Genomic DNA, 22,300 nt, shown 5'->3' on the forward strand with positions numbered 1-22,300 from the left:
CTAATCTCGGTGAGACTCTTGCTTTAGCGCTCGATATTAATTCGACATCTCTCCTGAACAAGCCGTTTGTCTATGCGTTTTTGATTCTCAAATTGAGAACCTATTCCTTCTCAATTTGAATGACACCACCAAAAAATCATAACCATCTGATTTTATACGCATTTAAATCTGGCACGTTACCTGCTCTATATCCAAGTAGAGAAAACAAACGGAGATAGAGTCATGGAATTACGCAAACTAGAAATTAATCAAGACAAATTAGCCATTGAGTTTTTTGGTGACTTAGACGCAAGTGGCTGTCGACAAGCACAACATCACATTGATGAAGTAATTCACGACAATCATCACAAAGAAGTCGAAATTAACCTACAGCACGTCCAATTTCTTGATTCTTCAGGGATTGGTGCCATTGTTTACTTATATAAGCGTCTAGTTGAACGTGAAAGAAGCATGAGTATTGAAAACGTATCAGGCCAACCTTTAGAAATCATGAGCTTGCTTCGTATTAACCATGCTATTCCCGTTAACTCAAAAGGACACTAAAAATACCGGTTTAAACGGAGGTTGGCATGGTAAATCTTATACGACGATATGTAGTAAGCGGTCTTGTTGTCGGCATGTTTGGTTGTTCGTCGTTTGACTACCCAGACCACGGAAAAGGTGGCTTGGCGGAAAACTATCAAGATATCTCAATTGAAAATTATCAGTTTTCCCCAGTCATGCCCGATGAGCCGTTAGGTCCAGAGCATGGGTTGAGGTTTGATTGGCAACTCACCAAGCTACACCTAGACGCGTTGATTCAAGAAGGCGCACGCTGGTGCTTTCCTGCAGCAGTAGTGCAAGCGCTTGAGAAGCAAAACAGAATCGCACGTGAGCTAGAAGGCGGACTTCTACTCGATGCTGCTAACGATCTGGTGATTCAACGTCGACGTTTAAACCAACTTGAACAGCAACTCGACTATGTATTAAGCCAAACCACTTGTACGCCACCCGATGATATTGAAGCATTGCGTAGCGATTTGAACGTCGTCGCTGAAATTTATGCACTCCTCAATATTGATAACCAATTTGCTGTCGATTCAGCAGAAATTAATCCAAAGTACATGGGACATTTGGCAGAAGCTGCCTACATTTTACGTGACCACCCTAACCTAACTCTTGTGGTGACTGGGCATGCCGATGTCACTGGCTCACCAGATTACAACCAGAAACTCGCTCAAGCGCGTGCAGAACAAGTGAAGCGTTACCTGACTGTATTTGGCATCATTTCAGAACGCGTAACCACCAAATCTGTGGGAGATAGCCTGCCGCTTTACGAGGGTGAAACACCTGCCGTGCGTTTAACCAATCGCCGCGTAAGCATCGAGGTTATTAGCCCTAATTCAGATAGCGATACCTCAGTAAATCGCAATCTATCTGTAGGAGGTGCGCTATGAACACGATGAAACCATTTATCACCTTAGTTCTTTTGTGCTTGGTCGCTTGGGTACCTACTTCGTCAGCTGATGAAAACAATACTGTTAAGGTCGGCGATTTAATTCAGATTAACCTACCTGGAGAAGCTTCTTTAAATAAAGGGTTTCAAGTCGATCGCCGTGGGCGTATTAACTTACCGGAAGTCGGCCCTGTATTTGTTGCTGGATATAATGAGCAACAGCTCCAAGACGTGATTATCGAAACGCTAAAAACAGTGTATCGTGACGTAAACAACGCTCGAGTCTTTATCAAACAACAACAGTTATTAGTGTCGGTCCAAGGCTACGTGGTCAAACCCGGGGAATATACCTTACCTTCAGGTTCCAACATTCAAATGTTTGTATACGAAGCTGGCGGCCTTCGCGCTGGTGCTCAGCTCGATAAAATGATCGTTAAACGCGGCGACAAAAACATCGAGTTTGACTACAAACGTTTCCTTGATACTGGTGATAATAGCCAACTCCCGAAATTAGAATCGCTGGACGTACTGTTTGTTCCAGCATCTCCACTCGTTGGGAATATTGAGCAAGAATTTGATGCAGCAAAACTCGCGAACTCAGGCGATAGCGCAGACTCCGCTCGTGCCATCAAAGTCTTTGGTGAAGTGAATGCTCCCGGCTCATTCTCTTACAAACCGAACACCACGCTCGTTGATGTCGTGATGAGAGCTGGCGGCGTAACACGATATGCCAGTGTTGAGCAAATTCGCGTGATCACAAATAACAACCCAACCATGTTTAATCTGAAAAAGTATCTAGATACGGGTGATCAAAGCTTACTACCAGAAATCCTACCGGGTGCCACCATCTTTGTTCCAAAACAGGAAGAAGAAATCAAAGCGGGTGCAAATGTGGTTTATGTCATGGGTGAAGTTGCCCACCCTGGCGCGTATGAAGGAAAGCAAGACGCTAGCTTCATGGATATTCTCGCCAATGCAGGCGGGCCTACTCGCTATGCAGAATCTCGCCAAATTCGTGTCATAAAAGCCGATGGTAAGGTCATCAAATTCGACCTAACCGCGCATACCGAGGGGCTGTCTTCGGTTAGACCGCCGAATGTCGGACCTGGAGACGCGATTTTCGTCCCTGAGAAAACCGATTTCAACGAGAAGTCATGGCTAAAAGTGGCGCCAAGTCGAGCGGTCGCTGTGATGGGAGAAGTCGTGCGCCCGGGACGTATTGAATGGTCAGACGAAATGGATTTAATTGATCTGCTTGCGCATGTTGGCGGCCCAACACGTAGAGCTGACACCACCAAAATTGAAGTCGCCAATAATGGTCAAATGACACAGTTCGATTTAGATCAATACATTTTAGATGGCTCACCAACATCGAATCTGCCCCGAGTTTCAGCTGGTACGGTAGTAAGAGTCCATGCATTACCTGACGATCCATCAGACAACAAATCGCAATGGGTAAGCCAGAGCTCTGATGCCTCGATATATGTTTTCGGTCAAATCAATGCCCCTGGCCGCTATCGCTTTACTGAAGAGATGCACTTTCTGGATATTTTATCTGCCGCCGATGGACCAACAATGGATGCCGATATTCACAATATTCGTGTGACGCACCGAGGCCTAGGCTATGCCAAAGTGAGTAAATTGAATTTGTCGATGTACTTTGAAACGGGCGATGAGTCTATTCTGCCCCACGTTCGTCCCGGCGATACCATTTACATTCCGGAAAAAAACAAAAACTGGTTGGATCGCTCCAAAGAATCCACCGTGCGTGTATTAGGTGAAGTAAGAGACCCTGGGCGCTATGTATTTAATGACAACATGACAGTACTTGACCTGCTGGCCGAAGCAGGAGGCCCGACTAACAATGCGTATCTTGAAAAAATCAGTGTGGTCAACATGTCTTGTTGCCAGGGCCAAGCTCGAACATTTGATTTGGTAAACTTTAGCAAAACCGCCAACATTTATGATTTACCAGTCATCCGTGCAGGCGACACTATTTACATTCCACATAAAGACGAAAGCTTTGCTGAAAAAGCGAGAGCCGGATTAAGAGATATTTTACAAATCACCACAACCATCGTGTTAATAGGAGCGTTGTAATGACTATTCCTGCCACTCACGCTGAGATTGAGCAAATTTATCTTCAGAGTGAACAGAAAGGCCACAAAACGATTTGTGTTGTGGGTTGTAAGTCTGAAGACGGCGTCACTTCCGTGGCTTCATCTCTAGCAGAGCGTCTGGTTTTAGCTGGGCACAATACTTTGTATGTGGATCTTAACCTGTTCAAGCCCGCTTATCGCACCATTCACGAGTTTGATGATGCCGAAAAAGTTGGCCACCTGATCACAAGAGAAAATACGCATCAAACCTTAGTCGGTCTCCCTGCTCCATCTCTCGCCAGCACTCAATTGGCGTACCGAGACCCGACAATGCTGAAGCACAATATTGCAGAGTGGTTAACGCAATACGAGCGCGTCGTGATAGACACATCTCCACTTCTGAGTGTCAACCGAAGTAATATTGCCCCTCAAGTGATTGCGGGCGTATGTGATGCCACCTTATTAGTCGCACATTATGGCTCTACGACGGCAACCCAACTCGAACAAGCCAAAAAACTACTTGATGCTAGCGATGCGAATTTGATTGGTTCCGTGCTGAATATGAAGCATACACCTAGCCTGAAAGATGAGTTGATCCGACAAGTTTCCAAGCTACGCTTTTTACCCAAAAAGTGGAAAGAAAAGATATCTCAACAAATTAAGAAAAGTGAACTGTTTATGTTATAGGGAGCGCCAATATGACTGCAAATAACACACCGACTATCGAACAGGAACTGGTGGATGAACACATTCTCCAGCAAATGATCAAAGATACGTGCGCCGAAATCATCCCTACGCTGATTGAACACTATATTGAAGAGTCACGAGAGCGCATGGAGAAAATAGAGCAAGCATTAAGCGCGAAAGACCTCCAAACATTAGAGTTCGAAGTTCATACACTCGGCAGCTCTGCCCTTGCTTTAGGTAACCGAACGCTTTCCAGACAAGCAAGAATGATTGAGAAATATTGTGTGGAAGGGAAAACACTAGAAGCATTGGCTCTCTGTGAGTCTCTTTCCCAGCTGGCAATTGAATCGTTTGACGCGCTAGAAAAGCGAAAAGATCAAGGGTTCGAGTAACCGTTTCAATAATAAATTATCTTATGAATCATCGCACTTATTAAAGTGCGATGCCGATATCATCTAAGACATTTACAATTTAACTTAATCAATTAAAAAGTATGGATTTTTCGCAAATTTCCCACCTTGTGCTAATACTTAGATAACGCTTTTCTCAAATTGAGAATATTCAGTACTAGAGAGCACTAAGTCATATAACTCGCTCATCACGCCAAATACAAATAATAGTGCTGACAAAAATCATAAAAGTGAAACGAACTACGTTGGGATAGGACTATGAGACCAAGGGTGTTACTGGTAGAAGACTCTACTTCACTAGCCATACTTTATAAGCAGTATGTCAAAGACGAACCTTATGACATTTTTCATGTCGAAACAGGTCGCGAAGCAATTCAATTTATTGAAAGAAGCAAACCTCAGCTCATCATTCTCGATTTGAAACTGCCCGATATGTCTGGTGAAGACGTGTTGGATTGGATCAACCAGAATGACATTCCTACCTCCGTTATTATTGCTACAGCGCATGGCAGCGTAGACTTAGCCGTTAACCTAATTCAAAAAGGCGCGGAAGATTTCTTAGAAAAACCTATTAACGCTGATCGCCTAAAAACTTCTGTTGCATTGCACCTCAAACGCGCCAAACTGGAAGATTTAGTAGAAAACATTCAGTCCAAGTTTGATCGCCATAACTATCACGGATTTATCGGTTCAAGTCTTCCAATGCAGGCGGTATATAAAACCATTGATGCCGTTGCTCCAACATCTGCCAGTGTCTTTATTGTGGGTGAAAGCGGCACAGGTAAAGAAGTTTGTGCTGAAGCCGTGCACCGTCAGAGCGATCGTAAAGACAAGCCTTTTATTGCTATTAACTGCGGGGCCATCCCCCGAGATTTAATGGAAAGTGAGATTTTTGGCCACGTTAAAGGCGCATTTACCGGAGCCACAACAGACCGAAAAGGTGCTGCGACGCTGGCTCACGGTGGAACGCTTTTTCTCGATGAACTGTGTGAAATGGAACTTGAGATGCAAAAGAAGTTGCTCCGTTTTCTTCAAACAGGAACCTACACACCGCTTGGTGGAACTCGAGAGATGAAGGTGGATGTCCGAATCATTTGTGCCACCAACCGAGATCCATTAACAGAAGTGGAAGAAGGTCGTTTTCGTGAAGATTTGTATTACCGCGTACACGTAATACCTATCGATATGCCCCCCCTACGTGAGCGAGGAAGTGACATCGTCACGTTAGCCAAGCACTTTTTGACCACTTATGCTAAACAGGACAAAAAGAAATTCTCAACAATCGACAGCGAAGCTCAACATATCATCAAGCACTACGAATGGCCGGGTAATGTAAGGCAATTGCAAAACATCATACGTAACATTGTGGTGCTTAATAATGACGAAAAAGTCACGCTGAATCACCTACCCGCTCAACTGACTAGAAAGTCTAAAACAGCGAGAACATCCACTCCCGCACATGTAACTCAAGAGCCAGCAAACCCTACAACAATAACATCCCAACCTGTGTATGTTGAGGAACAGTTGGCCCCCGCTAGAGAACCGTCAATACCGACACCGGAACCTAACATACAATCCTCAGCGGCTGCCTCGCCGTACTTTAACTCTGATGGAACCATTCGCCCTATGTGGCAAGTGGAACGCGAGGCGATTCAAAACGCAATCGCATACTGTGATGGCAACGTTCTCAATGCCGCCGTAATGCTGGAGCTAAGCCCATCTACGGTTTACCGAAAAAAACAAGCGTGGGAAGCGGATGAAATTAATCTCGAACAATCTTGAGAAACCTGACGTTGGTGAAATTTGGATTTTTCTTGATAGCCGCCTGTTTGGCGGTATCGAAAGTCACGTCATAGAGCTTGCTCGTGGATTAATGACATTTGGGCACAAAGCACGTGTTGTCTTAACGACTGAGTACTCGCCACCAGCACAGATTGTAGAGAAAGCAGAAGAATCCACCATCCCTGTGAGTTACTTGAACCATTTGTCTGGTGAGCCACATAAGGCATTAAAGATCAAACACCTAACAAGCGCGGTCGCCAATCACCAACCATCGGTCATTCACTCCCACGGTTACAAAGCGTCAATCTTAGCGCGCTGTGCCAAGCTACTCACGCGCACATTTCCTCGCTTGATTTCAACTTATCATGCAGGAGAATCATCCTCGGGCAAAATGTGGCTCTATGATTGGCTTGATAGAAGTTCAGGCTACCTCTCTAACCACTGCTTTTCCGTCAGCCCAAGCATTCAGCGCAAAGTCATTTTCCCTTCGGAACTGCTGAATAACTTTGTTTCGATTCCCGATCGTAATCTCAACTATCAAGAAATCGCTTTCGTCGGCCGATTGAGCCAAGAAAAAGGTGCCGACCAATTTATCGAAGTAGCTAAGCTCTGCCCAACACTGCATTTTAGTGTTTTCGGTGATGGACCAGAAAGAGAATCACTCGCCCAAATTGCCCCTTCAAATGTGACATTTTTCGGTCATCAAACTGAAATGGAGACCGTTTGGAAAAACATTGGCGTGCTGGTAATTTCTTCTCGCTATGAAGGCCTGCCTATGGCGGCGCTTGAAGCAATGGCTAGAGGAATAGTCGTGATGAGCCTACGCGTGGGTCGCTTGCCCGATATTATCCAAACTGGCGAAAATGGCTTTATTGTCGATGACGTCCCATCTCTCGCTCAATGCCTTAAACATTGGATGTCTCTTGATGAAGTGCAGCAATCTCACATTCGTCAAAACGCTCGGCAGACCATTATTGATGATTTCTCGGCGCAAAACGTTATTCCTGTATTGCTACGAAAATATCAAATTGAAACGGAGCAATAAGCCATATTGGTTCTCAATATGAGAATATTGCTTACCCCCTTAAGGCCAAGCACAAATATCTAATAATATTCAAACACATAAACTAATGGCATATTTTGGCATCTCTGTTGCAACTCAGCAGTTAACACAAGTTAATGATGAGACAGAGGTGACTTATGACTACTCCAAAACGCATTCTATATGTTCATTATGGTGATAACTGGATTCGCGGCAGTGAAGTGGTACTTCTGGATCTCATCTCAGGGATTGACCGTGATAAGTTTGAGCCATTCGTGTGGTCAAACTGCCAGCCACTAATCGATAAGTGTCAATCGCTCGGAATTGAAGCGGAACATTCTGTTTTCAATCTCGTTGGTGGCTGGAGTGCGCCTCGCTGGGATATTAGCGGATGGAATAGCCTTATCAAACAAGGCTCAGCACTGATCGAAAAACACAATATCGACTTGGTACACGTTAATAGCGGTGGCCCTTGTCAATGGATGTGTTTGGCTGCACGCATGAATCACATCCCACTTGTCACCCAACTTCATTGTCACTATACATTGCGAGATCGCTTCTCTCTTGGGCTACACCTCTCCCCAAAATTGATTTGCGTTAGTAAAGATGTCGGTCGTGAAATTATTCAGGACGGTTACCCAGAAGACCAGCTTTATGTTGTGCACAACGGTGTATCGCTTCAAGACTCTGATACGCCCATTGATATCAAGGCTCACCTCGGAATACCTCCACAAGCGTTTACCTTTCTCTCGGTAGGTTCGTTGATTAAAAGAAAAGGATTCGACCGCCTTATTCGCGCTATGCGCATGCACAATTACCATCACGATAATCCTCATCTTGTTATCGTTGGCGATGGCGAGGAAAGAGAAACATTGCAACAACTTGCTTCGGATCTCGGTATCCAAGACAGAGTCCACTTTGTCGGGGAAAAAAGCAATGCTGGTGCATGGATGTCTGGGAATGCAGACGCTTTTATTAGCGGCGCCTATGAAGAGGCGTTTGGTCTCGTGCTCGGGGAAGCGGCTTTAGCTCAGCTGCCTATCGTGGCTCCTAAAACAGGAGGCATCCCTGAGTTGTTCGAGCATAATCACTCTGCGCTACTGTACCAGAATCGCGGAATGGCAGGCTTATTAAACGCTATCCAACAAGTCATGCAAGATGTAGCTCTAAGAAACAAGCTAGCTGAAAACGCCTATCTTCATGCTAGCCAAAACCTCACGACTGCAGCATCTATAAGCGCCATTGAACGTATTTATGAAGGTGAGCTTGAGAACAACAGTATTACACCAATGCCAATGACTCACTGCATGAAGCCTCTTTCACGCTGGTTGAGTATCAATTGAGGAGCCCAGTCATGAAACGTGTATTAATGTTCGACGCCATCCCAATGCAAGGTGGTTCTAAGATTGCGAATGCAGAGCTCCTCAAACAGTGCGATAAACTGAACGTAATTGGTTATCTGCTGACCACGAATCCAGAACATTGGGAGTCACTGCTTAGTGATACGCCTCGTGTGCAGATTATCAAAATCAAACCATCACCACTGAGCTCCACTCATGGCATCACTTACTGGTTAATGAACGCGTATTACTTTATCCAACTGATTTTTTCGTGCATGAAACTACCAAAGATAGATAGCTTTTTAGGTCTATCTTGCCCGAGTAATGATATGCCTTTGTACTTACTGAGATTAATCAGCAAAAAGCCTGTGGTACAAATGGTTCATGGTCCAATTGGTCGTTCAAGATCTTCCGGCTACTGCTTGGTAAAAGCATCCGCAATTTATTACTTGGCAAACACCCGAGAATCGATGCTAGAGGCCTTACAGGTCTACCTCAAAACAGAGAAGCCAGCTACTGAACGCTATTGGTGTGGTTTGAATGCGTCTACGTTTGTTAACGGACTATCGAGAGACCGCTGGCCAAAACAAGCAAATCCGATTTCAAACCGCGTCTTCTGGGCGGCCAGCTTACTAAAATGGAAGAACATCGATCTTTTTCTTGATGCTTTAACACTTGATAAGACAAAAGAGATCAAATCTACCGTGTGTTACATCAAACCAAATGTGGCAGGTGTGGAATATTCAACACCAGACTTCACCACAAAAGGTGTTGAATGGCATGAATGCCCAGATAACCTCGATGACCTACGCTCTCAGTGTGGTGTGTTTGTTTCCACCAGTGTTAACGAACCTTTTGGATTATCCATTTTAGAAGCTCTCGCAGCAGGCATGTGCATCGTCATCCCACATGATGATAGCTACTGGGATCGCGTATTGACGCATGGCCGCAATTGCATCAAGTACACACCAAACAATGTGGCGTCGTTACATAACGCAATTCGCCTTTTGAATGAGTCTCCATGGATGAAAGTGACAATGGGTATCGAAGCACTCAACGTTTCTCAACTTTATACGGCCGAACGTTGTTATCTGCCAATCGCTCAGCACCTTGCAGCAGAATCCGCACCGAATGGCGATTGTAAACTCAAAACACCGCGATACATCAAAGGATATGACCATGTCTAAAGCAATGACCAATATGTCGCTGTTCGCTATCGCGTTAGTGATAAACAAAAGCATCAGCCTAATCATGCTGCCTGTATTGCCCCACTTTCTCTCACCAGAACAAATGGGCAAGCTTGAACTGCTTACCACCTTTGGCGTTGTCACAACCTTATTCGTCAGTTTCGCGTTGCATGAAGCGCTGTATCGATTCGTCGGGGTTGAAAAGGATCAAAATACGCGCACAAGCCTACTAAACCAGCTGTACTCACTTGCTTTATTCATCGCTGGCATCGTGGCTTTATGCCTACTCGCTATCATTATGCTCGCGCCTATTCCTGCACCTTTTACGAGAGTCGAGTTTGCTATTGTTATGTTTGCTATCGTTCTAGAAGGCAGTATCGCAATCGGCACAGCTTGGTTGAGAACACAGGACGACAAAGCAAGAACCCTACTTAACGTCATGGTGACTACCACTGTTTTTCAGGTCATTTTCATCATCACGGCACTGTCTGTTCACCCACATGTTATTTCTGTTTTATGGGGTGGCTTGTTGGCTGCTATTACTCAGTTTGTCTGGCTGCACATCATTAACCGCTACAGCATGACTCTGCCAAATCTGACAGTGGCGAAACAATATCTAAATTACTGTCTGCCAATGATGATGGCTGGATTGGTTGCGTTTTGTCTCAATGGCGCTGAACGCTGGTTCATCGGCGCGAACGCCTCCCTTGCGACATTAGGGATTTACGCGATAGCCGTAAAATTTGCGGTTGGCATGTGTATTTTAGTTCAGCCATTTGGCATGTGGTGGATGCCACGTCGATTTAATTACCTAGAAGCGCGTAAGAGTACAGAAGCTATGCGCATCACTCATCTAGGCATGATTTACATTACCGGTTTAAGTGTTGCAGTCGGCACATTAGCAATGGTGATGATCACTTACCTGTTACCAGAAACCTATCATGAGGCGGTACTGTTCAGCTTGTTCTTACTGCCTATCGCTATGCTAAAAGAGTGGAGCGAACTCATTAATATTTCCATTTTGTACAAGCGTCGTACTCGCTGGTTACTGGGTATTAATGTCGTCTCTGCATGCGTTGCAATTGCTTTGCTGTTTGGCCTATCGTCCCTGGGTATCTATGGAGTTTTCATTGCGCTTTATTACGCTCAACTGTGTAAGCTTGGCCTTACTTATGTGGTAGGCCAACAATGCATGTCGTTGCCTTTTCACCTAAGTCTGATGGTTTTATTGCAGATTATCTCCGGTGTGGCACTGTTCCTGCTTCACTCTTCACAATCAATAGGCATCGCCATCGCAATTTGCATTTTGACATGCACTTTGCTGGCAGGGATAGCCACTCGCTATATGAGTAAAGAGACGCTAAATGCGCTCACTCGATACATGGTGAAATGGCGTGGACAGGTGAAGAGATACTCGTTATGACTGAAACCAAGGTGAGAAGAAAGCAGTCCATCGCAGCGCTGACGATTACCGTCTGTATCGGCCTGCTTTGGATTGTTATGCCTCACCCTATTTTAATTGTCGCACTATGTTTCGCCCCGCTGGCTTTACTGTTCGTTCTCAACCAAACGTTTTGGCTCGTCACGCTGTTCGTTATTTTTTCATTCTTTCGTATTCATGAAGCGTTTCCCGTTATCTATAACTTTAAAATCCCATTGCTACTATCATTGGGGGCACTGGCCGCACTTGCTTTCCACCTTTTGATAAGTCGCCAGCTTACTGCTTTTTGGCACCCTTCATTAAAATGGCTGTGCATATTTTGGGGGTTGGTGATCATCGGCATCGTCTTTGCCTCCAGTCGTGACATTGCCATTACAGTTTTCAAAAATACCTATTGGAAAATCATCATTATGACATTGGCGATCACCTGGCTTATTACCAAGCCTGCTCAGTTGGCACAAATGTCGAAAGCAATAATTTTCGCCGGATTGTTGATTGGTTTAGTCGCATTACAAAACGCAGCGAATGGCATTGATTTAGTCGAAGGAACGCGCGTATCGATTGGACGCTCCATAGGTTCAGTACTCGGCGATCCGAACGACTTGGCGCTGGTATTAATGTTTCCCCTCGCCTTTACTGTTAGTCAGTTGATGGAGAAACGTTCACCTAAGCATCTCCGACTCTTCGCACTTGTTACCTGTTTGGTGTTGTTTTTTGCGATTATTGAGACACAAAGCCGCGGGGGCTTGTTAGGCTCTCTATCGGTATTTGCGTACTTTGCCTTTAAGCACATCAAAAGCAAAACGTTAGTCTTAGTACTAGGCGCCGTCGCAGCCATCGTACTCTACGCATTTGCTGGTATCTCAGGGCGAGAATCTGGTGGCGCAGCCGAGGATGGTATAGATGCCTCTGCGATGGGGCGACTTTACGCGTGGGAAGCCGCATTTAAAATGGCTCTCCACCATCCGTTAACTGGGGTTGGGCTTGATAATTTCTATTTCAATTACTATTTCTATAGCCCTCACTGGGATGGTATCAATCACGCCGTACACAGTACTTGGTTTGGCGTATTAGCAGAAACAGGGTTTGTTGGACTAGCTGTGTTCATTACATTGATTGTGTCATTGATTCGAACCTCTTTGCATTCTATTTCACTACTGACGCCAACATCGGATTACACCCTCTCTGTTGGAGCAAACGCAGTCTTAAGTGGGCTGATCGGGACCATCGTATCAGGCACTTTCCTCACTCAAGGTTTCACTTGGCCAATTTACATTCTGGCAGCATTAACGGTTGTCGTTAGCCGAATCGTTCAAAGTGATTGTCAAAATGAGAAACCCTAATTTCAAATACCAATAGAAAGTCTAATTACCTGTTTTATAACAAATAATTCCTTGGCACGTATTGTGATTACTCTCTTGATTAGTAATCAAATAACGAAGACTCAAGGAGAGCTACATGACAGACATCGTAGTATTTGGAGAAGATTTTGGCGGGCTACCCTCCTCCACTCAACACATTGTCAAACGACTAGCAACGAGCCACCGCATCCTTTGGGTTAACTCAATTGGTCTGCGTCAACCTAGGCTGACCGCTAAAGACATGCAACGTGCGTTAAACAAGCTCGCTCGTGTGTTTAATAACGCTGGATCGCATAAGCCAACGTTAGAGTCTGAAATAAACCCAAATATTCACACCATTAACCTACTCACTATTCCTGCTCCAAGTTCTGCGCTGGCAAGAAAAGTAGCGGCTAAGATGATGAAATACCAGCTCAATAAACAGTTACACGCTCTTGGTTTTGATAAGCCTATATTTTGGACATCGCTCCCGACGGCCGCAGATGTTTGTGCGGAAATGAATTCACGTGGGCTAATTTACTATTGTGGCGATGACTTTAGCGCTTTAGCTGGTGTTGACCACGACACGGTTGCCAAGCATGAACGTACACTGGTTAACGCGGCTGATGTGATTTTTACAGCAAGTGACAAACTCGCCACTCAATTTCCATCTGGTAAAACCGTCACTTTGCCTCACGGTGTCGACTTTAGTCTGTTTTCTGAGCCAGCACCTAAGGCTGAAGATTTTCCTAATGATGGTCGCAAAGTGCTGGGCTTTTATGGCAGTTTGTCTGAATGGTTAGACTACGACTTAATTGCCCAAGTCGCAGACCAAGCGCCTGACTGGGATCTCGTGTTCATCGGCCCTAACGAGTTCAGTGATAATCCGCTTCCACAAAGAAGCAACATATACTACCTGGACCCGAGAGCGCATCACACTCTGCCACGTTACTCCCAACACTGGGATGCCAGTTGGTTGCCCTTTGTTGATAACGCTCAAATCAAGGCATGTAATCCGCTTAAACTTCTTGAGTACTTGGCAACAGGAACCCCTGTTATCAGCACACCGTTTCCTGCATTAATGCCCTACAAACATATGCTTCATGTGGTTCAAGATGTCGAAGACGTGCGTGCCAGTCTCGATCACCTCCTACCGCCACCGACAGATTCAAAGTCATTTGTTCAACAGCAAAGCTGGGAAGCAAGAGCCAACCAAGTTGATAAATTAGTGAGGGCGCTATGAACGATTTAAGAGAAAACCTCAGCGTACTATTACATGGTGCTTGGAGACGTCGCTACATGATCGTTATTCCTATGCTTGTATTGCCTGTGCTGGGTTTCATCGTAAGTAAACTGGTTCCGACGACTTATGTCGCTCATACGAGTATGCTTATCCAAGAGACAGCGAAAATGAACCCATTCCTTCAAGACCTTGCCGTCTCAACCATGCTGAAAGATCGATTGAGCGCACTCAGTACCTTGCTAAAAAGCCGACATGTTTTGTACTCAGTTGCCAAAGAACAAGCGCTGATTAGTGACGAAATGAGTGCCAAAGAGCAAGAGTTCATCATTAAAGATCTCGCGTCGCGTTTGTCTGTTCAGCAGCTCGGTAAGGACTTCATTCAAATCCAACTACGAAGTGGTAAACCGAATGGCATGGAGTCGATGTTACTCTCCGTCAGCGAACATTTTGTCGAACAGCTTTTAGCTCCTGAACGATCTTCAATTAAAGATTCAAGTCACTTTTTAACCATCCATATTAATAAACGCAGAGAAGAGCTGGATAAAGCAGAGCAAGCGTTCGCGGAATACAAGAATACTTACTCTCACGCGACGCCTGAAATGCAAGCACAAAGCCTGACTCGTCTGGCAAGCCTTAAACAAACCTTGGCAGAAAAAGAAGCGGAGCTTGCTGGTGTTACCCGAAGCCTAGGTAGTTTGGACCAACAACTTTCTAAAACCAACCCGGTTATCGGTAAGCTTGAAGAACAAATCATCGACATTCGTAGTGAGCTCACTTTGCTTCGCGCCAAGTACACTGAGGCGCATAGCATGGTTCAAGGCAAGCTACGAGAGTTAAACCGCTTGGAGCAAGAGCGCTCAGTACTATTGAACTCTAAACAACCGGAATTAAACAGCGCCCAACTTTGGGATATCGCAAGCAATACCACCGTAAACAGTCTTGGAGAAGCTCAGCCTCTTCTGGTCTCTCAGCTTCACCAACTACAAATTATGCGCGGACGCTTTGAAGCCCTCACAGAAGAAACAAATAGCTTACGAACAATGATTCAAGAGTTAGAAAGTAATGCGCATCGATTTGGTAGCACCGCAACAGAAATCAACCGCCTAGCTCGTGATGTCGCGGTAAAAAGAGAAATGTATGATGACCTTGTAGAGCGTTATGAAATGGCTCAATTAACTGGTTCACTTGGCGTATTTGAAGAGAATAAACGCGTGAAAATCATTGATGAACCTTTCACACCAACCATTCCGTCTAACTTACCTAGTTTTGTGTTTGTCATTTTAGGGTTTATCGGTGGCGCGGGTTTGGGCATTGGATTAGCGACGATACTTGAGTTAGCAGATAACTCTATCCGCTCTAAAAGAGCATTAGAAAAGCACCTTGGCGTTCCTGTGATCACCACCCTACCTAAAGTGGTATACGGAAGCTAACAGCCGTTAACACTCCATTACAAGCACTCGTTCAGCGAGTGCTTTTCTTTTTGTGCTTATTCTAACTCCGTGTAAGGTTTCCACTAATATGAATCTCAAATTGAGAATAAACATCGCCCTTCATATGCTTTGCCATTAACCTGATGTTTTTAAACACTTAATTTATTGGCACGCAGTCTGCAATTCCTAAATAAACAAAGAACTCAACGAGGGTTTGAGAATGGAATTCAGACAAAAACAAAATAGCACTCAACGCAATAAAAAAGTGATATTACACGTCGTGCAGCACTTAGCTCCTGGCGGTTTGGAAACGCTCGTATTAGAGATGCTTCGTTTTGCGCAACCGAATCATTCCGTGTTTGTCGTAAGTTTAGAGGGAAGCAAAGCGCAAGCACTGCAATGCTGGTCAAAACTCTCGGCCTACCAAGGCCAACTGCACTTTCTCAATAAGAAACCTGGATTCAGCGGAACAACCATCAGTAAGCTGACTTCCATGCTCAAAGGACTCAAGCCTGATGTAGTCCACACTCACCACATCGGTCCACTCTTATATGGTGGGATTGCGGCACGCTTAGCGCAGGTGCCAGTAATTATCCATACTGAGCACGACGCCTGGCATCTGAATAACAGAAAGTCAGCTCGACTGCAGTCCCTACTGCTAAAAATGATTCGTCCACGTGTGGTTGCCGATGCGAACTTTGTCGCCGAACAAATCCAGACAAAACTGAATTACCGCAAAGTCTGCACCATTCACAATGGAATCGATTGCCAGAAATTTCAAAGCGGTAATCAAGCAACCAAGAGAAACTTGTTTGGGCTTCCAGCCAACAAAACCGTGATTGGAGTGGCTGGACGTTTAGAAGCAGTTAAAGGCCATAAAGTGCTTATCGAAGCCTTCTCTCATCTTACGCCAAACACACACCTAGCCATTGCTGGAGATGGTTCTCAGAGAGCTCAATTGGAAGCACAAGTTAGAACGTTAAAACTTGAGGATCGCGTTACCTTTTTAGGCTTGGTCGATGATATGCCCAGCTTTTACCAAAGCCTCGATTTATTTTGTTTACCGTCGCTTCAAGAGGGTTTCCCCCTCTCAACACTAGAAGCTCAAGCATGTGACATTCCTTGTGTCGCAACCGATGTTGGTGGCGTGAAAGAGACGCTCTGCCCGATTAACAGCACATTGGTTGAAGCCAACCGAGTATTCTCTTTGGCGGAAGCTTTGTCGCTGCAATTGAAATCAACCCATGGTTCTCCTCGAACTTTTATTCTCAAACATTTTGATATCAGAGACATGGTGAGTCGCTACTCACGTTTGGCCAAGGAGGCTAGCTATGAATGATTTACTTTGGATTACAGGTTTTGGTTTATCCGCATTTTTGATTGTCTATCATCATGTTGGTTATCCATTGCTACTTAAATGGCTTCCTTTAAAACAGCAAAAAACCACAGCACCATTTGTAGAGCGAGCTTACAAAGCCTCTCAAACAGACAGTCAGTTACCATCTATTACTGTCATCGTGCCCGCCTACAATGAAGAACAATGGATAGCAGAAAAGATCCGCAACCTTGCGAGCTTAGATTACCCAAGAGATAAATTGAAAGTGGTGATCGCATGTGATGGCTGCACAGATAACACAGCCGAGATTGCTCAAGCGACGATTCAAGAAGCAATCTGCTCCGATACACTGTTCATCATTAATGACCACCAAGTCAATCGCGGTAAAGTTGCCCTACTCAACGAAGAAATGCGTCATGTTAGCTCGGACATTACCGCACTGAGTGATACATCGGCATTGATTTCTTGCGATTCTCTGTTGCTAGCTAGTCAGCATTATCAAAATGAGAAGGTTGGAGTGGTTAATGCGACATATCAAATAATGAGTACCGATAACCAAGGTGAAGCAGCGTACTGGCAATACCAGTCTCGAGTGAAGCACCAAGAATCCTTGCTAGGTTCAACGATTGGTTCTCACGGTGCGTTTTATACATTCAGAACCCACCTATTTGAACCACTTGAAGTCAGCACCATCAATGACGATTTTATTCTCCCTATGAGAATCGTTTTGCGAGGCTATAACGCTATCTACGAACCTAACATGCTGGCTCTTGAACTCGAACAAAGCTCAGACGACGCAGACTTCAAGCGACGCCTAAGAATTTCAGCGGGTAACATGCAGCAGCTCATGCAATTAAAGAAATTACTGCTACCTCGCTATCGTGGCACTGCCTTTGCATTTCTATCGGGAAAGGTTCTGCGCTTAGCAACACCCTATTTGATGATTGTTTGCTTGGTTTGTTCACTGCTACTGGCACACAACCCGCTGTTTCAAATAATGCTGCTCGCTCAAGCCTGTGTTTATGGTATCGCACTTGTCACTTACTTGGTGCCTGCACTTAACACAGTCAAGCCTTTTAAACTGATTAGCTACATCGTCATTGGTCATCTCGCCAATTTCATCGGCGGTATGAAGTATTTGCTAGGAATGGAAAATGGACGTTGGAAACGCGTCAACCAATAAGGAAAGCATCATGAAAAACTCACGCTACGATTCAAATGTATGCCACGCGAAAAGAACGTTTGATGTACTGGTTGCAATGTTTATTTTGCTCTTCACTGCACCACTATTCCCATTTATCGCGCTAGCTATAAAAATCACATCGAAAGGTCCAGTGATCTATCGTCAACTGCGTGTTGGGCGCTGTACACCAGAAAAAATGGATCTTTTTCAAATCATGAAGTTTCGCACCATGTATATTGATGCGGAGCAACGCTCCGGTGCAGTTTGGGCAACCGAGAATGATCCTCGAATCACGCCAGTAGGACGTTTTTTACGTAAGACGCGTTTAGATGAGTTACCACAGCTGTTTAATGTGTTGAGAGGTGAAATGTCCATGATCGGGCCACGTCCAGAGCGCCCTGCTTTCTACCAAAAGTTGGAAGATGAAATCCCTTATTTTGTAGAACGCACATATGGCGTATTACCAGGAATTACAGGCCTAGCGCAAGTTAACCAAGGCTATGATGCTTGCATTGAAGATGTACGACGTAAAGTTGGTTTTGACCACAGTTACGCACTAAGCTTAGGTTCGTTCTACTCTTGGATTTCAATGGACCTTTCAATCATGAGTAAAACATTCGTTGTAATGATTGATGGACGAGGCCAGTAGTTTCTCGATTCTGGTAACGGTCACTCTTGCCACTGGCGTCGCATCTTTTCGATGGTCGCTGGTGGCACATCATGAATGCTTTGATACGCTCCGTGACACACTTTAACTTCCACCTCAATGCGCTTCTTCACGCAGTAGTCCAAGTAACGCTTCATCTCCCAGTGCCGAACAAACGTATTACTCACAATCACGACTTTCCCTTTGTTCAACCACTCTCGAGTTTGCTGAAAACACCATTCGTGCGCTTGGGGTAATTCAGTTGGGTTAAAGTGATAATCACCTTCATCATTTTCAAAATACATGTCAGCTTCAAAATGCTTAGCACCAAGCTCTATCGCCAGTTGCTTTGCTAAGGTTGTTTTACCTGAACCTGGAAGTCCACGAATAAGAATGAGTTTCGCCAGTGACATAATGCTGTTAAATGAGGTGGGAATAAGCCCAAACTGTAACGGAATTATTGAAAAAGAAAAGTAGAAATAAAAAATGCCGAACGCATTAGGCTCGGCATTTAAATTCAATAGTGGATAGTGTTTATTTGTAAGCTGACAGTTCGGTTCTTAACCCTTTAACCAAGCTTACACACATCAACAACAGAACAAAGGTAAACGGTAATCCCGTTGCAACCACACCGGACTGCAATGCTTGCAAGGCTTCTTTGCCACCAACCCAAAGCATAACGGCTGCAATTGCACCTTCAATACAAGCCCAGAAAATACGCTGTGGAATTGGTGCATCAATCTTACCACCCGCAGTGATACTATCGATAACCAGTGAGCCAGAGTCTGATGATGTAATAAAGAACACCAGAATCAGCACGATAGAAAGCATTGAAATCACTGAGCTATACGGTAGCGCATCGTAAACATGGAACAGAGTCAGTGAAATATCAGTTAGACCATTTGCACCTAGCTCACCGACTTTATTCACCACTTGATCAAGCGCGATACCACCGAATACAGACATCCAAATCAAGGTAACGACAGTAGGAATAACGATCACTGCGAACAGGAATTCTCGAACCGTACGACCTTTAGACACACGCGCGATAAACATACCAACAAACGGTGACCAAGATACCCACCAAGCCCAGTAGAATACCGTCCAGCCGTGCATCCAAGTTTCATCTTCACGACCGTGGGGGTTGCTCAACGGAATAATATTTTCAATGTAAGCCATTGTTGTGTCGCGTAGCGAACCCCACGCCGTATCAAACGTTATAAAGGTAATGAAAATAAGCAGGGCAAACGCAACCACCATATTGACGTTACTCAGTAGCTTAACACCACCATCAATACCACGAATTACTGATAGCACCGCGATAAAGGTAACAAAGGTGATCACAATCATTTGTGTACCAATGCCGCCTTCTAGACCAAAGACATGATTAATACCACTGGTCGCCTGCTGAGCACCGAGACCCAGCGACGTTGCAAGACCAAACAGCGTGGATAAAACGGCAAGAATGTCGATAACATGCCCTAACCAACCCCATGCTCGGTCACCAAAAATTGGATAAAACGCCGCGCGCAATGAAAGCGGTAAACCTTTGTTAAAAGCAAAAAACGCAAGTGCTAGTGCAACGAGTGCGTAAATACTCCAACCATGCACACCCCAGTGGAACATGGTGGCACCCATCGCGAGAGATTTCGCTTCTTCTGTGTATGGCACTGCGTTCAGTGGCATTCCCCACCAATCAGTGAAGTACGCGGTCGGCTCCGCCACACTCCAGAACAGAAGGCCAATACCCATACCAGCAGCAAAGAGCATCGACAACCAAGAAACGGTTGAGTGATCCGGCGTTGCTTCTTTGCCACCTAAGCGGATTTTACCCAACGGAGAAAAAAGAAGAGCAACAGCGAATAATAAGAAGAAGTTTGTCGACCACATAAAGAACGCATCAAACTGTTCGATAATTCCGTTTTTCAGACCGTTTAATACATCACGAGCAGTGGTTGGCTCAACAAGAAGAAGTGAAATTAGACAGAAAACAACGAGACCCGCACTGATGCCAAAAACGGGGTTATGTATGTCGAATCCCCACTTTTGAACGTTGTCCTGTCCAACCTGATAGTCTGTTGTGTCGATACTATATTTTTTAAATGCATTATCCATAAATACAAATTTAACGTGAATTTGAAACGCCCCTCAGGTGAGAAGAACTCCAATACCGCCCTCCATTAATTTGAACTCTAAAGTTTTAAAGCGGGGCGAATTTTAGCAGCAATCACATATTTTTGCAAAAAATCGCCATTTATTGCATTTTTGGCTCAGTTAATGGCAGATAAGAACAAAGTAATATCAACACAAAAATTATGAGGTCTAACGATTGATTTTATCGTAATTTGATCGTTGGAAAAGCACTGGAAATACTTGCGCTCTGTGGCTTTATCATTGATGGACGCGTAAATTGAGATAAGTAACACTGACTTGGTTTCAAAGCTAGCGATGAAACCAAGTCAGTAACGTTTTCATAGAGACTGAGTATTATAGGAAATGGAAGGTAATATTCCCTGTCACACTGCTCACGGTGTCACTATCGCTGTCAATATCCACGCCAAACGCTTGATAGCTTGCCCCAATAGAAACATTATCGAGCAAGAAGTATTCGGCACCGACACCATACATGTAGGAGACACCATCATCTTTATCTAGATTTCTCAGCCCGCCGTCATAATCAACATTGAATGCATTGATGCCACCTTTGGCATAGACATGAAGCGGCCCAAAGTCGATGCTTGGTTTCGCTGCTAAATAGAATGAATCAAAATCAGCACTACCCCTGCTGCCACTCAGTGATAAATCCACTTTGCCGTGATTAAAGTAACCTGCTTCAATGCCAATGAATGGCAAAATACCAGTACCTACATGAATACCGTAGGTTGTATCGTTTTCGCTATCGATATCAGATTGACCAATTTGACCGCCAGCGTAAATCCATGAGTCAGCCATTGCTGATGTTGAGCACAACGTTAGAGCGAATAACGAGAGTGTTTTTTTCATACTATCCCTTCCTGAGCGATTCCTAAGCGAAACATTACGCAAATATGCGCATTTAATCGCCACTATATATTGGAAAGCATGAGCATTTTAAGATCCAAAAGTGAATAATTTATGTTCAACTTTTGTTTTGTGACTTCCAGACAAAAAAACACCGACATAAAGTCGGTGTTTTTCATATGGGTGTTAGAAAGCTAGACGCTTATAGGAAATGCAGTGTTGCGTTAACAGAGAACGTGCCGATATCGTCTTTACCCGCCGTGTAGTTCATGTAGCTAGCACCAACAGACATCGGACCAAAAATGAAGTACTCAGCACCTACACCGTACATTAGATCCAAATCGTCATCGTCTTTGCCGCCTTTCACTTCTTTGTCCCACTGGTGGAAGCCACCTTTTGCATACACATGCAGTGGACCAAAATCGATGCTTGGCTTAAGTGCTGCGTAGTAAGACGTTAGCTTAGTGTCTTGACCATTTACGTTAAATTCACCGTGTTGCGTCACACCTGCTTCAATACCAATGATAGGTAGGATGCCTGTACCAACGTGAACAGAGTATGATGTATCCGTCTCACCTTTGTAGTCAGACTGACCTACTGTTGCACCACCGTAAATCCAAGAATCTGCCATTGCCGCAGAAGATGCGCCAAGTAGCGCCACTGCTAATAGAGTTTTTTTCATCATCTACCTTTACTCTT

20 protein-coding genes are annotated in these 22,300 nt (G+C 44.6%); 16 read left to right on the forward strand and 4 right to left on the reverse strand.

Annotated features, from left to right (window positions below; genetic code table 11):
* Window positions 1-222: 222 nt before the first annotated feature.
* The 16 genes from ACWPOD_RS09030 (at window position 223) to ACWPOD_RS09105 (ending at window position 18,604) form a co-directional block, all read left to right on the forward strand.
* Window positions 223-543, forward strand: a complete 321-nt coding sequence (locus ACWPOD_RS09030; protein WP_005394270.1) for an STAS domain-containing protein — start codon at window positions 223-225, stop codon at window positions 541-543.
* 26 nt (window positions 544-569) lie between these two features.
* Window positions 570-1,436 (forward strand): OmpA family protein, encoded by an 867-nt coding sequence (locus ACWPOD_RS09035; RefSeq protein WP_243327260.1) that lies wholly within the window; start codon window positions 570-572, stop codon window positions 1,434-1,436.
* Window positions 1,433-3,535: an SLBB domain-containing protein gene (locus tag ACWPOD_RS09040; RefSeq protein ID WP_114322354.1), complete on the forward strand. Its 2,103-nt coding sequence runs from the start codon at window positions 1,433-1,435 to the stop codon at window positions 3,533-3,535. Before ACWPOD_RS09035 ends, ACWPOD_RS09040 begins: the two co-directional genes overlap by 4 nt.
* Window positions 3,535-4,221 (forward strand): AAA family ATPase, encoded by a 687-nt coding sequence (locus ACWPOD_RS09045; protein ID WP_225461665.1) that lies wholly within the window; start codon window positions 3,535-3,537, stop codon window positions 4,219-4,221. Before ACWPOD_RS09040 ends, ACWPOD_RS09045 begins: the two co-directional genes overlap by 1 nt.
* 11 nt (window positions 4,222-4,232) lie before the next feature.
* Window positions 4,233-4,613, forward strand: coding sequence for an Hpt domain-containing protein (locus ACWPOD_RS09050; RefSeq protein ID WP_012841848.1), 381 nt, complete (start codon window positions 4,233-4,235; stop codon window positions 4,611-4,613).
* Between the two features lie 276 nt (window positions 4,614-4,889).
* Complete coding sequence (locus ACWPOD_RS09055; protein WP_150918671.1) at window positions 4,890-6,413, forward strand: sigma-54-dependent transcriptional regulator; 1,524 nt, start codon at window positions 4,890-4,892, stop codon at window positions 6,411-6,413.
* Window positions 6,388-7,458, forward strand: coding sequence for a glycosyltransferase family 4 protein (locus ACWPOD_RS09060; protein ID WP_243327258.1), 1,071 nt, complete (start codon window positions 6,388-6,390; stop codon window positions 7,456-7,458). The genes ACWPOD_RS09055 and ACWPOD_RS09060 overlap by 26 nt, the downstream gene beginning before the upstream one ends.
* A 155-nt stretch (window positions 7,459-7,613) precedes the next feature.
* On the forward strand, window positions 7,614-8,798 hold the full coding sequence (locus ACWPOD_RS09065; RefSeq protein ID WP_053807392.1) for a glycosyltransferase: 1,185 nt from the start codon (window positions 7,614-7,616) through the stop codon (window positions 8,796-8,798).
* An 11-nt stretch (window positions 8,799-8,809) separates the two neighbouring features.
* Window positions 8,810-9,982 (forward strand): glycosyltransferase family 4 protein, encoded by a 1,173-nt coding sequence (locus ACWPOD_RS09070; RefSeq protein WP_053807391.1) that lies wholly within the window; start codon window positions 8,810-8,812, stop codon window positions 9,980-9,982.
* Entirely contained in the window at window positions 9,975-11,405 is a 1,431-nt protein-coding gene (locus ACWPOD_RS09075; RefSeq protein WP_074191435.1) for a lipopolysaccharide biosynthesis protein, read from the forward strand. The genes ACWPOD_RS09070 and ACWPOD_RS09075 overlap by 8 nt, the downstream gene beginning before the upstream one ends.
* Window positions 11,402-12,766, forward strand: a complete 1,365-nt coding sequence (locus ACWPOD_RS09080) for an O-antigen ligase family protein (protein WP_006742945.1) — start codon at window positions 11,402-11,404, stop codon at window positions 12,764-12,766. Before ACWPOD_RS09075 ends, ACWPOD_RS09080 begins: the two co-directional genes overlap by 4 nt.
* A 115-nt stretch (window positions 12,767-12,881) precedes the next feature.
* Complete coding sequence (locus ACWPOD_RS09085) at window positions 12,882-14,006, forward strand: glycosyltransferase family protein (protein ID WP_167426596.1); 1,125 nt, start codon at window positions 12,882-12,884, stop codon at window positions 14,004-14,006.
* Window positions 14,003-15,436: a GumC family protein gene (locus tag ACWPOD_RS09090; protein ID WP_006742947.1), complete on the forward strand. Its 1,434-nt coding sequence runs from the start codon at window positions 14,003-14,005 to the stop codon at window positions 15,434-15,436. Before ACWPOD_RS09085 ends, ACWPOD_RS09090 begins: the two co-directional genes overlap by 4 nt.
* A gap of 220 nt (window positions 15,437-15,656) precedes the next feature.
* Entirely contained in the window at window positions 15,657-16,775 is a 1,119-nt protein-coding gene (locus ACWPOD_RS09095) for a glycosyltransferase (protein ID WP_456231801.1), read from the forward strand.
* Complete coding sequence (locus tag ACWPOD_RS09100; protein ID WP_006742949.1) at window positions 16,768-17,955, forward strand: glycosyltransferase family 2 protein; 1,188 nt, start codon at window positions 16,768-16,770, stop codon at window positions 17,953-17,955. The genes ACWPOD_RS09095 and ACWPOD_RS09100 overlap by 8 nt, the downstream gene beginning before the upstream one ends.
* A 10-nt stretch (window positions 17,956-17,965) precedes the next feature.
* Window positions 17,966-18,604, forward strand: coding sequence for a sugar transferase (locus ACWPOD_RS09105; protein WP_256951815.1), 639 nt, complete (start codon window positions 17,966-17,968; stop codon window positions 18,602-18,604).
* Window positions 18,605-18,624: 20 nt separating this feature from the next.
* Here the strand turns inward: ACWPOD_RS09105 and ACWPOD_RS09110 are convergent, their stop codons facing one another.
* The 4 genes from ACWPOD_RS09110 to ACWPOD_RS09125 form a co-directional block, all read right to left on the reverse strand.
* Complete coding sequence (locus ACWPOD_RS09110; RefSeq protein ID WP_456231802.1) at window positions 18,625-19,014, reverse strand: ATP-binding protein; 390 nt, start codon at window positions 19,012-19,014, stop codon at window positions 18,625-18,627.
* Window positions 19,015-19,135: 121 nt separating this feature from the next.
* On the reverse strand, window positions 19,136-20,716 hold the full coding sequence (locus ACWPOD_RS09115) for a BCCT family transporter (protein WP_005394224.1): 1,581 nt from the start codon (window positions 20,714-20,716) through the stop codon (window positions 19,136-19,138).
* 372 nt (window positions 20,717-21,088) lie between these two features.
* Window positions 21,089-21,604, reverse strand: coding sequence for an outer membrane beta-barrel protein (locus ACWPOD_RS09120; protein ID WP_374071752.1), 516 nt, complete (start codon window positions 21,602-21,604; stop codon window positions 21,089-21,091).
* 199 nt (window positions 21,605-21,803) lie between these two features.
* Window positions 21,804-22,283, reverse strand: a complete 480-nt coding sequence (locus ACWPOD_RS09125) for an outer membrane beta-barrel protein (protein WP_005394221.1) — start codon at window positions 22,281-22,283, stop codon at window positions 21,804-21,806.
* Between the last annotated feature and the right edge of the window lie 17 nt (window positions 22,284-22,300).

This window comes from Vibrio sp. JZG120 (assembly GCF_053890955.1).